The organism is Pseudomonas sp. Eth.TT006, from assembly GCF_054456575.1.
This window is the reverse complement of record NZ_JBTJEN010000026.1, coordinates 35,196-48,716: the sequence shown is the minus strand read 5'-3', so window position 1 is coordinate 48,716 and position 13,521 is coordinate 35,196. Positions and strand designations below refer to the sequence as shown.

10 protein-coding genes are annotated in these 13,521 nt (G+C 63.7%); all 10 read right to left on the bottom strand.

Going from position 1 to position 13,521, the window contains the following annotated elements:
* Window positions 1-77: 77 nt before the first annotated feature.
* Entirely contained in the window at window positions 78-836 is a 759-nt protein-coding gene (locus ACXR0M_RS26225; RefSeq protein WP_458834520.1) for a PIG-L deacetylase family protein, read from the bottom strand.
* 156 nt (window positions 837-992) lie between these two features.
* Window positions 993-1,679 (bottom strand): glycosyltransferase family 2 protein, encoded by a 687-nt coding sequence (locus tag ACXR0M_RS26220; protein ID WP_458834519.1) that lies wholly within the window; start codon window positions 1,677-1,679, stop codon window positions 993-995.
* On the bottom strand, window positions 1,676-2,275 hold the full coding sequence (locus ACXR0M_RS26215) for a class I SAM-dependent methyltransferase (protein ID WP_458834518.1): 600 nt from the start codon (window positions 2,273-2,275) through the stop codon (window positions 1,676-1,678). The genes ACXR0M_RS26220 and ACXR0M_RS26215 overlap by 4 nt, the downstream gene beginning before the upstream one ends.
* A complete protein-coding gene (locus ACXR0M_RS26210; RefSeq protein WP_458834521.1) occupies window positions 2,272-3,042 on the bottom strand; it encodes a PIG-L deacetylase family protein in 771 nt (256 codons plus the stop codon). Before ACXR0M_RS26210 ends, ACXR0M_RS26215 begins: the two co-directional genes overlap by 4 nt.
* Window positions 3,039-4,037, bottom strand: a complete 999-nt coding sequence (locus ACXR0M_RS26205; RefSeq protein WP_458834517.1) for an acyl-CoA dehydrogenase — start codon at window positions 4,035-4,037, stop codon at window positions 3,039-3,041. The genes ACXR0M_RS26210 and ACXR0M_RS26205 overlap by 4 nt, the downstream gene beginning before the upstream one ends.
* 1 nt (window position 4,038) lies before the next feature.
* Window positions 4,039-6,201, bottom strand: coding sequence for a glycogen debranching protein GlgX (glgX, locus tag ACXR0M_RS26200; RefSeq protein WP_458834516.1), 2,163 nt, complete (start codon window positions 6,199-6,201; stop codon window positions 4,039-4,041).
* Between the two features lie 301 nt (window positions 6,202-6,502).
* Window positions 6,503-6,835, bottom strand: coding sequence for a DUF2934 domain-containing protein (locus ACXR0M_RS26195; protein WP_458834515.1), 333 nt, complete (start codon window positions 6,833-6,835; stop codon window positions 6,503-6,505).
* Window positions 6,836-6,862: 27 nt separating this feature from the next.
* A complete protein-coding gene (locus tag ACXR0M_RS26190) occupies window positions 6,863-9,631 on the bottom strand; it encodes a malto-oligosyltrehalose synthase (protein WP_458834514.1) in 2,769 nt (922 codons plus the stop codon).
* Window positions 9,628-11,706 carry a 4-alpha-glucanotransferase gene (gene malQ, locus ACXR0M_RS26185; protein WP_458834513.1) on the bottom strand — a complete coding sequence of 693 codons (2,079 nt, stop codon included), beginning with the start codon at window positions 11,704-11,706 and terminating at the stop codon, window positions 9,628-9,630. The genes ACXR0M_RS26190 and malQ overlap by 4 nt, the downstream gene beginning before the upstream one ends.
* Window positions 11,703-13,505, bottom strand: coding sequence for a malto-oligosyltrehalose trehalohydrolase (gene treZ / locus ACXR0M_RS26180; protein WP_458834512.1), 1,803 nt, complete (start codon window positions 13,503-13,505; stop codon window positions 11,703-11,705). The genes malQ and treZ overlap by 4 nt, the downstream gene beginning before the upstream one ends.
* Between the last annotated feature and the right edge of the window lie 16 nt (window positions 13,506-13,521).

Below are 13,521 nucleotides of genomic sequence, written 5' to 3'. Positions count from 1 at the left end.
CTCCCACAGGTTTTTCTGGTGTTGCGCAAAGTTGATGAAGCGCCGCTAACCCTGTGGGAGCGGGTTGCTGCAAAGAATCAGATAAACACAATCTCATACGGCAAGCGCATCCGTTCAAGGATCGCCGGCGGCAGCAGTGGCGCAATGCCGATCGCCGGTTCACCCTTGAGCTGGCTGGCGTAGGCGTGGGTGGCATGGCTCTTGCGCGCCACGGTCCAAGTGTCGAGGCGCAGTTTGCGCGCACGTTCCCAAGGGATCAGACCCTGGTCGCGTTCCGGCCAGTGCCAGGCCCAGACTGGCACGTCGTGGAACGTGGCGCCGACCTGGGCCGCTGCGCGCGCGCTGGCGCGGCCGACCGTTTCGTGGTCGTCATTGCGATCATTGCGCCAGGTGCTGAACACCACATCGCCGGGGCGCAGATAGCGTGCGACGAACTCGACGATGTCGGCTTCGCGCTCAAGCAATGCATTGTCGGTAAACCCGCCGCGCACCCATTTCAGGCTGTGCATCGGCAAACCGAGACGGCGCAATGCTTCGACGCTCTCCTGCGGGCGGAACACGCTCAGGCGTTTTTCCGACCATTGCCGCGAGCCGGGGTGGCTCGCACTGCCGTCGGTGATCGAGAGCAATTGCAACGGATGGCCGAGGCTGGACAGCAATTGCAGCAGACCGCCGCAGGTCACCACTTCATCGCCCGGATGCGGGGCGACCACCACCGCGCGAGCGCCGGGCGGAACGAGGGTGTGGGTGTTGATGACGGGAATGTTTTCAAGCTGCGGGGCGCTGTTCCATATCTGCGCCGGTAGCGAATTGTCGCCGAGGGATAACGGTTTCATCGGTGTGACGTCCTTGTTGTGTCTGCCCCCCGTCGTCCCGACGCCGTGAACAACCAGACGTGGGCGACCCGTGAAGGCGGGTGAATTGCCGGGCGACGCTCCGAACCCTGGATTGCCGCGCAGCAGAGTATTGCTCAAGATCGACGGTTCGTCGCGTCACAGATCAATCTGATCCGCTTTTTTTTCTTCCATCTGTAGCAGATTGCGCAAGTAGTCACCGAATCCACCCCTGGCCCGGCTGTCCAGACGGGCGCTGGTGTGCACCTGTGGACGATGACTCCAGGCGATATCGGCGCCGGACAATTCCAGGCGCCGCACCAGTTGCACGTCCTCGTCGCAAGCCAGCGGCGGGAATCCACCGGCCGAGCGATAGGCGTCAGCACTGATGCCAAGGTTGGCGCCATGGATGTGCCGGTGGCCGTCGCGGGCCTGATAGTGGCTGTGATAACGGATCTGCGCCGACTCATCGAAGCCGTGATCCCATTGCTCGACGGTCACCGTGCCGCACACCGCGTCAGCCCCCAGCCCAAGCTGCGCTACCAGCCAGTCCTCGGCCACCCGGCTGTCGGCGTCGGTGCAGGCGATCCAGCGCGCGCCGCGCTCCAGCAGCACCTGCGCCCCGGCAGCGCGAGCCTGACCGACGTTGCGTGCGTCGATCTGCAGGCTCAGCACCGGGAAGTTGCTGACAATCTGCGCCGAGCGGTCGGTGCAACTGTCGAGTACCACCAGAATCTCCACTGGCTCGCCGGCCAATAGCCCATGCCGGCTGGCGCGCAATGCCGCGTTGAGGCATTGCCCGAGCAGCGTTTCCTCGTTGTGCGCCGGAATCAGGATGCCGATCATCGCAGGCCCTCCAGCGCGGCCACCGAGCGCGGTTCGCGGCTCCAGACCTCGAGAATGAAGTCGGCTTCCTGGTGCAGTGCCACCCGCGGCAGCGCCAGATGTTCGTGGATCAGGTCGTGAACCTGACGGGCATTCAGCGGGCACTCGTCAATCGGCGGTCGCCAGTGGCAGGCCAGCAATTGGCCGTCGGCGCTCAGCGAGTCAGCGATGCGCCGGATCACTTCTGTCAGATCCTGGGCGTCGAGGTAGTAGCCGATTTCGCTAAATACAATCAGGTCGAATTTTTCCTGCGGCCAGTCGCCGGGCAAGCGGCTCTGGCGCACTTCGGCGTGCTCGAAAACACTCAAACGGGTCCGCGCCAGACTCACCGCCGCACTGGCGGTATCGCAACACAGCAGGCGGTCGCAGCGTTCGGCCAGCTCGGCGCTGAGTTCGCCATTGGCGCAACCGGGCTCGAAGATCGCCCGATAGTGGGCGCGGGGCAGGGCAGCCAGGGTGATGGCGCGTTTGCGCTGCTCGTACCAGCGCTCGCGAAAGGCCCAAGGGTCGTCGCTGGCCCGGAACAAACCGTCGAAATAACGATCATCGACGCTCATAGAAACACCACTTCGAACGGTTGCAGCAGACGCTCCAGCACATAGGGCGCCAGCACCGGCGGCAATCCGGCCTGCGGGTCGCCTTCCAGTTGGCTCGCGAAGGCGTGCACCGCATGGCGTTTACGTGCGACCTGTTCCGGCGATAACAGAATCTTGCGCGCCCGGTACCACGGTACCGTGGCGTCTTCGGGATCGGCCCAGTGCCAGGTCCACACCGGCAATTCATGACAGGTGGCGCCGACGCGGCGGGCGGCTTCGATGCTGGCGCGACCGACCGCTTCGTGATCGCAATGGCCGTCTTCGCACCAGGTGCTGAACACCACGTCACCGGGGTGCAAGTAGCGCTCGATGAACTCGACGAGCGCCGTTTCCTGCGCGGCGACCTGGGTATCGGTGAAACCACCGCGCAGCCATTTCATCCGGTGCAGCGGTACGCCAAGACGTCGCAGCGCTTCCGCCGATTCCTGCGGGCGAATCACACTCAGGCGCTCCACCGGCCAGCGTGCGGAGCCGGGATGACTGGCGCTGCCATCGGTGACGGAAATCAGTTCCAATGGCCGACCGGCTGCCGCCAGCAGTTGCAACAAGCCGCCGCAACCCAGTACCTCATCGTCGGGATGCGGCGCGACGATCACTGCCCGCGCACCCGGCGGCACCAGACTGAGGACATCAATGCTGTCCAGCGCCGCCAGTTGCCGCGAATGCTGCCATTGCTGCAGGGACGTGCCCTGACCGACGATCGGGTTGGATTTGCGCGCGGCAATCATAGCGTCCATGCCTCCTTGGGCTGGTCGGCGATTTGTTGGCCGAGCGCCGCCAGATCGCGCTCGGCGTGGCTCTGCCGCAGGAACACCGGCAGATCCGCGCTCAGCTGCGCAAAATGCCGGTCCTTGCAGAACGGCCCGGCCCCCAGCGCGCGTCCTACCTCACGCAGGATCTGTTCGGCGCTGTGTTCGACCACGGCGCGCGCGCGTCGGGCGAGCAGTTCGGCATCGGCCTGGGGATGGGTGTCGATGTGCAGCGCGCTGAAGCGCAGGACATTGGCCGCTGCACTCAAAGCGCTATCGACCGCGCCGAGATGGGCCAGTGCATGCGGTTCCGGGCGTTGCGCGCAGTGTTGGCGTAGCGCTTGAGCAATCTGCTGCGTGGCGCCGTACCAGCATGCGGCGATGCCGATTCCGCCTTGCCAGAACCCCGGACGTTGCAGGTAGTCGCCGGGGTTGCCGATGGCCTGTGCTTCGGCGCCGTCGAACAGCACTTCGACGCTGCCGGTGGCGGCCATGCCGACCGCCTGCCAGCCGTCATTGGTGATGCTCACGCCCGGTTGATCGAGCGCCACCGCCACCAGTTGCTGGCGGTCGTCAGCGTCCCACGCAGTGAGCAGCGCATGGCTGAGCACGGACGCGCCGGAGCACCAGGCCTTGCGCCCGTCGAGGCGGACCATGTGCCCGACCGGTCGCACCTGCACCCGCGCCTGCGGCGGTTCCGCCGCCCACATGCCCCAAGTGCTGCCGGGCGTGGGCGAGCCACCGAGTTGTTCGATGATCGCCAGCGCGTCGGTGTGGCCTTCATACAGTTTGCATAAGCCCAGATCGTGGCCAGCGACCTCCGCCAGACGCTGAAAGCGCTCCAGCGTGCGGCCACTGCCGGGTAACGGCAACTGGTCCAGCCCGGCCTCGACCAATGCCCGCAGGCACTGGCCGAGCGCCGCCGTGTCGCGATAATCCGGCGGGCGCCGCGCCAGATAATTATGCAAGTCCATATCAGTCTTCTTCATCTACGCGTTGCAGTTCGAACAGCAGCAACGAGCGCCCGGTCACGGAATATTCATGGCCAAAGTCGAAGCGTTCCTGACCGCGAATCGCCGGCTGGTTGGTGTCGACCATGCACGTCCAGAAACTGCCTTCGGGGACTTCCGGCAGGGTGAAGTTGACGATGTCGTGGTGCGCGTTGACCACCAGCAGCAGGGTCGCATCGGCGCCCTTGCGGCGGATCCCGGTTTCCTGCGCGCGGCCATCGAGGAGCATGCCCATGCAGCGGTTATGCGCGTCGTGCCAGTGTTCGGTGGTCATCTCGGTGCCGTCCGGGGCGAGCCAGGTCACGTCCTTGACGCCGATTTCCTCGTTGTATTCGCCGACCAGGAAACGTCCGCGGCGCAGGATCGGGTAAGCCAGACGCAGCTTGATCAGGCGTTTGACGAACTTGAGCAACGCCTTGCCGTCCTCGCTCAGGTCCCAGTTGACCCAGCCGATCTCGCTGTCCTGGCAATAGGCGTTGTTATTGCCATCTTGAGTGCGGGCGAATTCGTCGCCGGCAACGATCATCGGCGTGCCTTGGGCCAGCAGCAGGGTGGCGAAGAAGTTGCGCATCTGCCGGTGGCGCAGCGCATTGATTTCCGGGTCGTCAGTCGGGCCTTCGACGCCGTGGTTCCACGACAGGTTGTTGTTGCTGCCGTCCTGGTTGTTCTCGTCGTTGGCCTCGTTGTGCTTGTCGTTGTACGACACCAGATCATTGAGGGTGAAACCGTCGTGCGCGGTGATGAAGTTCACCGACGAATACGGCCGCCGCCCACGCTGATTGAACATCTCACCGGAGGCGGTCATGCGGCTGGCGAAGTCGGCGATCTGGCCGTCGTCGCCTTTCCAGAACGCACGCACGGTGTCGCGGAACTTGTCGTTCCACTCGACCCAGCCCGGCGGGAAGTGCCCGACCTGATAGCCGCCGGGGCCACAGTCCCACGGTTCGGCGATCATTTTCACCTGACGCAGCACCGGGTCCTGACGGCAGGCAACGAGGAAACTGTGGCGCTCGTCGAAACCGTCGTGATAACGCCCGAGGATGGTCGCGAGGTCGAAGCGGAAACCGTCGACATGCATCTCGCTGGCCCAGTAACGCAGCGAGTCGGTGACCATTTGCAGTACGCATGGGTGACTCAGGTCCAGAGTGTTGCCGGTCCCGGAATCGTTGATGTAGTAACGCTTGTCGTCGGGCATCAAGCGGTAGTACGAGGCGTTGTCGATGCCGCGCATCGACAGGGTCGGGCCTTGCTCGTTGCCCTCGGCGGTGTGGTTGTAGACCACGTCGAGGATCACTTCGAGGTTGGCGTCGTGCAGGTGCGCGACCATTTCCTTGAACTCGGCGATCTTGCCGCTGGCGAGGTAGCGCGGGTCCGGGGCGAAAAACGCGATGCTGTTGTAGCCCCAGTAGTTGGTCATGCCTTTTTGCAGCAAGTGCTGGTCATTGACGAAGGCATGGATCGGCAGCAGTTCCACCGAGGACACGCCGAGCTTGCGGATGTGTTCCACCACGTCGTCCGCCATCAGCCCGGCGAAGGTGCCGCGCACGTTCTCCGGCACCGAGGGGTGACGCATGCTGATGCCGCGCACATGGGTTTCATAAATGATCGTCTTGTCCCATGGCACGCTGACGCGCTGGTCGTTGCCCCAGGTGTGTGCCGGGTCGATGACTTTGCATTTGGGCACGAATGGCGCGCTGTCGCGTTCGTCGAAACTGAGGTCGGCGTCCGGGTGGCCGATGGTGTAGCCGAACAGCGCTTCGGACCATTTCAACTCGCCGACCAGTTGCTTGGCGTAGGGGTCGATCAGCAGTTTGTTGTGGTTGAAACGGTGGCCGTTGGCCGGGTCATACGGGCCGTAGACGCGATAGCCGTAGATCAGCCCCGGGTGCGCGTCTGGCAGATAGCCGTGGTAGATCTCGTCGGTGTATTCCGGCAGTTCGATGCGTTCCAGTTCAACCTCACCGGTATCATCGAAAATGCACAGTTCAACCTTGGTCGCGTTGGCGGAAAACAGCGCGAAGTTGACCCCCAGACCATCCCAGGTCGCACCCAGCGGGAAGGGCAGGCCTTCACGGATTCTCGACGGCTCGACCGGCGCTGCGGGCTCGGCTTTCTTTGGACGGGTCATGATTGCTCCTGCAAAACGATAAAATTCGGATGACACCGACGACCGCCGGGAGCGAGCTGTGTGGCGAGGGGATTTATCCCCGATCGGCTGCGAAGCAGTCGCAAAACCAGTGCACGCGCAATGTCTGAAGCATCGCCGTTGCTGCTTTGGGGGCCGCTGCGCGACCCATCGGGGATGAATCCCCTCACCACAAAATACTATCCAGTAGGAGTCAGTGTTTTTTACATTTCTTGAGGACGAGTTGGCCCTCGGTGGCGAGCGAACTCGCCACGCGGTCATTCAGTTCAATGGTCCGGGTGTGTCAGTTGGCCGGGGGCTTGCGTGCTGCCCGAGGCTTTTTCTCGGCGGACTTTTCACCCGGCGGGACGACTTTGGCGGCGCTGGCCGGCTTGGCCTTGGCTGGCGCAGGCGCCTTGGGCTTGGCCGCTGCAGCCTTGCTGTCGGTGTCTTTGCTGGCAGTCTTGCCAGCGGTTTTGCTGCCCGCCGCTTTCGGTGATTTCTTCGGCGCCAGGGCCTCGGCTTCAGCCAGCTTGCGCGCCATTTCCCAATGGCGGGCTTCGTGGCCTTCCGGTTTGCCTTCTGATTCCCAGATTTGATAGGCGAACTCGCGGATGCGTTTATCGTCGGTGCTCATCGCAATGCTCCTGAACTGAACTCGTCGTTACGTAAAGAGTTGGGTAAAGAGATTGACCGGGACTTCCCCCAGCGCGGCGCTGACGTTCAGCTCTCTGTTTTTTGTGACTGCGCTGCTGTGAAAAAGTCCCTTCAGGTTTGTGTCGGAGGCGGCGAACGGTAAAACCACCCGCGTATCGCCCCAGCGCAGCGCATCGACCTGCGGTAGCGCACTGTTTTCCAGCAGCGTCGCGCAACGCACCGGAACGATCACGATGGCGTACAGGCCCTCGTGTTCACGGGCGAACGCGAGCACGTTGTGCGCCTGGCTGCCCAGCACCTCCAGGGGCTGGTACGAGCCGCGCCGGAACAGCTCGGCGTGTTCGGCACGCAGGTTCAGCACCTCGGCGATCAACGCTTGCTTGATGCGCCCGTCACGCCAGTTAGCCAACAGCTCCTCAAGCGGCGCGTGTGCGTGCAGGGCCTGCTCGCGAGCGGGGTAATCCACCGGCCGGCGGTTGTCCGGATCGACCAGGCTGAAGTCCCAGAACTCGTTGCCCTGATACAGATCCGGCACCCCCGGCACGGTCATGCGCAGCAAGGTTTGCGCCAGACCATTCAGGGCGCCGGCGGCGGCGATGCTGTTGACGGTCTTGCTAAGTGCCGCGCGCAGCAGTTCACCTTCGTCGCCGGTCAGCAGGCGTTGGGTGAAGGTCTGTGCAGCGTTTTCGTAGGCTTCGTTGGGCGCACTCCAGCTGCTTTGCAGCTTGGCCTCGCGCAGGGCTTTCTGTTGCCACTGCCAGATGCGCTCGGCGTAGTCAGCGAACCCTTGCCGGTCGTCCTCACGCAACTGCAGCGGCCAACTGCCGAGCAGCGCCTGATAGAGGATCAGTTCGTCGCCGGAAGAGGGCAGTTGATCATCGTCGCGCAGCGGTCGGGCAAGGGCGCGCCACAATTCGACTTGTTCGGCGTACCAGTGGCTGCGTTCGCTGAGCACCGCCAGCCGCGCGCGGGTGTCCTCACCACGTTTGTGGTCGTGGGTGGCGGTGGCCAGCAGGTTGTCGGGAAATGCGTCCATGCGCTGCTGATTGGTCGCGTGGAAGTCACTCAGCGGCGCGCTGAATTGTTCAGTGTTGTAGCCGACGTCATTGCGCGACAGCAGCACCGCCGAGCGATACAGCGCGGTGTCTTCCACGGCTTTGGCCGCTGCCGGTGAAGTCAGTTGCTGGAAGCGCACGCAGGCGTGTTTGAGGATCTTGCGCGAACGCCCGCGCGGCTTGTGCCGCCACGGCGTGCCACCGAGCCACGCGGCGACGTTGTCGAGCACCGGCCAGTCGCTTTCGCTCAGGGTTTGGCGGGCACCGTCCATGGCCTGCTGGAAGAATTGTTCATCCTGCGCCGAGCGCCCCAGTGCACTGACGTAAGTGCGATACACCGGGAAGTGCACGATCAGCGCCTGCAACACCCGGCGGATCGCGCCGAGGGTCAGGTCGCGGGTCATCAAGTCGTCCCGCGCCACTTGCAGCAGCGCCTGGGCGACGCTTTCGAAATCGCTGGCCAGCGAGCCGTTGAGAATCTGCTGGCGCGCCAGTTGCGCTTCTTCTATGAATGCCGCCGGGCGTTCAGTGCGGCGCTGCCACAGATCGCCGAGCACGTGTTCGCCGTCCGGGTCATGTTGCAGCAGCGACAGCTGATTCATGAATTCGTAACCGGTGCTGCCATCCACCATCCAGTCGCGGCGCAGGGTTTCGCCTTCACCGAGAATCTTCTCGACGTAGATCGGCAAGTGCCGGTCGGGGGCGAGCTGGTCGAGGCGCCGACGCAGCTTGCGGCAGTAACCGCGCGGATCGGCGAGGCCGTCGATGTGGTCGATGCGCAGACCGTCGACCAGGCCTTCGGCGATCAACTCGAATATTTTTCCGTGAGTCGCTTCGAACACCGCCGGACGCTCGACGCGCAAGCCGCCGAGTTCGTTGATGTCGAAAAAGCGCCGCCAGTTGATGTCATCCGCCGCGGTACGCCAACTGGCGAGACGGTAACTTTGCCGTTCCAGCAACTGATGCAGCTTGTCGAAACCTTCAGCGCTGGTGGAATCGTACTGCGCCAGATTGCGCTCAATAGCGGCAAGAATCTGCGGATTGCCTGCCAGCTCGCGCAGCTCTTGCTTGAGGGCAATTGCCAGCGAATGCGCATCGGTCTGATAGCTCAAGGCGCTGAAGCGATCGGCCAGCGGCTTCAGCGCTTCGATGGAATTGAGCAATTCGCCGTAGGCATTCGGGCAGATCGGGAAGTGATGCTCGTAATGCTCGACATGGAAGCGCCCTTGTTGCGCATCGAATTGCAGCTTCAGCGTGCCTTCCTGCAGGGCAACGCCGTAATCGCTGCCGAGAAACGGCAGCAGCAACTGGCCTTCCATCAGCGGGTCCGGCGAGTGCCACTGGATGTCGAAGAACTCGCCGTACGGGCTCAGGCGTCCCCATTCCAGCAGGTCGAGCCACCATGGATTGTCACCGCCGCCGACCGCCATATGGTTGGAGACGATGTCGAGGATCAGCCCCATCTTGTGTTCGCGCAAGGTGCTGACCAGCCGCCGCAGTGCCGGCTCGCCGCCGAGTTCCGGGTTGACCTGGGTCGGGTCGACCACGTCGTAGCCGTGCATCGAGCCGGCCCGCGCCGCGAGCAGCGGCGAGGCATAGATGTGGCTGATGCCGAGGCTGGCAAAGTACGGCACCAGCGGTACCGCTTGGTCGAGGGTGAAGCCTTTGTGAAATTGCAGGCGCAAGGTCGCGCGCAAGGGTTGGATATGCATCTGATTCATTGGTCACGCTCGGCTGCCTGAAGGCGCGCGCAGGCCAGCAGTTCCAGACGACGTGCCGCATCGACGCCGTCGAGCAGTGCTTCGCTGTTACCGGGCAGGCGCCGCGACCAGTTCGGGTGGCTGTCAATGGTGCCGGGCAGGTTGGCCTGCTCGTCGATGCCCAGGGCATCCTCCAGCGGCAGCAACACCAGCGGCGCCCGGGTATGCCCGAGGAAACGCACGGCGGCGTCCAGCACCTGATCGGCTTCGTGGGATTCTTCGCGGAAGTTTTGCGGGTCCTGACTCAAGGCGCTGCGCAAACCTTCACGTTCGCGCTGACGATGGCGGCGCCAGTCAATTTCACCGTTGGCATCGACAAGGCCCAGGCGTGCATTCCAGTCGATATCACGGCCATGCCACCAGCCGTTGAGCGTTGGCAGGTCGTGAGTAGTGGGGGTGGCCAGGGCGTTATCCGGCCAGTCGAGAATCGGTTTGAACCGGGTATTGTCCTGTTCGAACAGCAGCACGCGCATGCCGAGAATCGCGCGTGCGCTGAGCTTTTCGCGCAGGCCATCGGGAACGGTGCCGAGGTCTTCGCCGAGGACAATCGCCTGATGGCGATGGGATTCGAGTGTCAGCAGGCGCAGCATGTCGTCCACCGGGTAATACAGGTACGCGCCATCGGATGGCGCCGCACCATTAGGGATCACCCATAAACGTTGCAGGCCCATCACATGGTCGATGCGCAACCCGCCGGCATGGGCGAAGTTGGCGCGCAGCATGTCGATAAAGGCGCGGAAGCCGTTGCGGATCAGGCCTTCCGGGGAAAACGCGGAGATCCCCCAGCCCTGACCGGAGCGGTTGAGAATGTCCGGAGGTGCGCCGACGGTCAGCGAGGCGAGCAATTCATCCTGAAAACTCCAGGCCTGACTGCCGGCGCCATCGGCCCCGACGGCGAGGTCGGCGATCAGACCAATGCCCATGCCGGCGCTGCGCGCAGCGGTCTGTGCGCGCTCCAGGCAGCGATGGATCAGCCATTGGCAAAAGGCGAAGTAGCCGATGCGCTCGGCGTATTCCTCGGCGAACGCTTCAAGTGCGGCGCCGCGCGGGTCGCGCCAGTGCTCGGGCCATTCGCGCCAGTCGAGGCTTTCGCCACGGGCGGTGCGCATTTCCTGAATGGCCTCGAAGCGGCAATGATTTTCCAGGGCTTCGCCGCCGCTGTGGCGGAAACTGGCGAAGTCCGGGTGCAGCGGATGCTCGCCGGCGACAAAACCGTCGTACAACGCTTGGAGCAATTTTTGTTTGGCTTCTGCGGCAGTGGGCCAGTCGATCAGTTTCAGGTCTTCCAGATGCTGGAACTGCTCGGCCAGACCACTGGCGTCGATCGCATCGCGCAGCGCACGTTCACCGAGAATGGTTCCCGGCGCTGCATACAGCGAGTTGAGAAACAGACGGCTCGACGGTGAGTAGGGGCTGTAGCGGCTGGTGTCGGCGCTGAACATCGCGTGCAGCGGGCTGATCGCCACGGCATCGGCACCGCGCTCGCCGGCGACCCGCACCAGTTCCTCCAGTGCCTGCGTGTCACCGAAACCGCAATCGCCGGGGCGCCGCAGACCATATAGCTGCGCGCTCAGGCCCCAGACCCGCGGGATCGGGTTGTCCACCGCATCGGCGACGCTGAAGCAACGCTCCGGCGCCACCGCCAGGGTGAAATACTGATCGGCGATATGCACCTGTTGATAGCCGACCGGGACCAGCCCCGGCAGCATGGCTTTGTCATCCAGTTTGAGGTTGAGCCGCGAGCCATCTTCCAGATGGATTTCACACGGCGTCTGCGGGGCAAAATAAAGCGCCAGATCGACGCCGACCCCGAAGTCGGCGGTGAGCAGCGGCGGCAGCTGCGGATCCTGTTGTGCCTGTTGCAATTGCAGCAGGCTGGCATCGATCTCCTGCGCGGTATTGGCCGGATGGCCAAGGCCGGTGAGGACATTGCGCAGCACCGCCGGGGCGACTTTTTGCGGGCGGCCGTTGGCGTCGATCCAGTCAACGGCAAGACCAGCTCTGCTGGCGAGAATTTCCAGTTGCGCATCGCTCATAGGCGCTCTCCATCCAAGGGTTGCAAGGGGGTTGCGGCCGTGAGGCTGACAAGCGCGCAATACGCGGGCAGTTGGCCCGGTTCCGTAGGGGCAACGGCCGGCGGCTGCTGAAACAGGCGCGTGGCGTTACCCAGTGGAGGGTTGACCACTGGCGTATCGCTGAGGTTCAGGTCAATTCGCAGCTCGCTGCCATCGCCCAGGCGCCAGCGCGCACTGACCGCGCCACGGCCGAGCGTCTGCGCGCCGAGAGCGTGAGTGCCGGGCAGATGGGGGATGATGTGCTGGTGGCGCAGCTGCAGCAGTTGCCGGTACAGCGCGAGGGTTTGCTGCTGGTAGGCAGATCCGTTGCCGGTCAGGCGTGGTTGCGAGGCATGGAAGGTCTGTTCGGCATTCGGATCAGGAATCTGTTCGCGCTTGTGCGGGTCGGTGAAGGCGCTGAACGCGGCGAATTCATTGCGCCGGCCTTCGCGCACCAGGTCGGCGAGTTCGCCGTGGTGGCTGGTGAAAAACAGGAACGGCTGCTCGGCGGCAAACTCGTCGCCCATGAACATCAGCGGAATCATTGGCGACAGCAGCAACAGCACGGTGGCCGCTTGCAGCGCCCGCGGGTCAGCCAGTTGATGCAGACGTTCGCCAAAGGCGCGGTTGCCGATCTGGTCGTGATTCTGCAAAAACAACACGAAGGCGGTGGAGGGCAGGTGTTCGCTGGGCTCGCCACGCGCTTCGCCATGGCGATTTAGATGGCCCTGGAACACGAAACCCTGGCTCAGGCAGCGCGCCAGTTGTGCGGTCGGTTGCTGCGCGTAATCGGCGTAGTAAGCGTCGGTTTCGCCAGTCAGCAGTACATGCAGGGCGTTATGCCCGTCGTCGTTCCACTGTGCGTCGTAATGCTCTTCGAGCAGACTGGCCTGATTGTGTTCGTTCTCCACGGTCAGCCAGACGTGACGGCTCGGGTCGACCTGCTGGCGAATGCGCTGCGCCAGTTCCGGGAGGAAGTCTTCACTTTCGATAGCGTGCACCGCGTCCAGGCGCAGGCCGTCGAAGCGGTATTCGAGCAGCCACATCAAGGCGTTTTCGATGAAGAAGTCCCGCACTTCGCGGCGGCGGAAGTCGATTGCTGCGCCCCACGGCGTGTGCTTATCTTCGCGGAAGAAGCCTTTGGCGTAGCGCCCCAGATAATTGCCGTCGGGGCCGAAGTGGTTGTAAACCACGTCGAGAATTACCGCCAGGCCATGGCCGTGGGCAGTGTCGATCAGGTGTTTGAGTTGTTCCGGCGTGCCATAGGACGCTTGTGGCGCGTAGGGCAGAACGCCGTCGTAGCCCCAGTTGCGATCGCCAGGGAATTGCGCCAGCGGCATCAGCTCGATGGCGGTGATCCCGAGTTCCGCCAGACGCCCAAGGTGTTGCTCGACTTTGGCAAAGCCGCCGAGCGCACCGACGTGCAGCTCGTAAATCACCGCTTCGCTCCACGGCCGACCGTGCCAGGTGGTGTGGCGCCAGTCATAGGCCAGCGGATCGACCACCACACTGTGGCGGTCAAGGTCGCCGTCCTGGGCGCGGGAGGCCGGGTCGGGCACCTCCAGTTCGCCGTCGATGTTGAAGCGGTAGCGACTGCCCGCCGGGCAGCGGGCCTTGATGACAAACCAGCCGTCTGCCTGGGGCAGCATCGGCAGCGACTGGTCGTTTTCCAGTTCGACACTCACGTAAAACGCATCCGGTGCCCACAGCGCAAATTGCGTGTGTTCGGCATCCAGCAAGATCGCGCCGTGGGGCCAGGTTTCAATAGACCGTGACGGCATTGTGGTGACCCTCCGT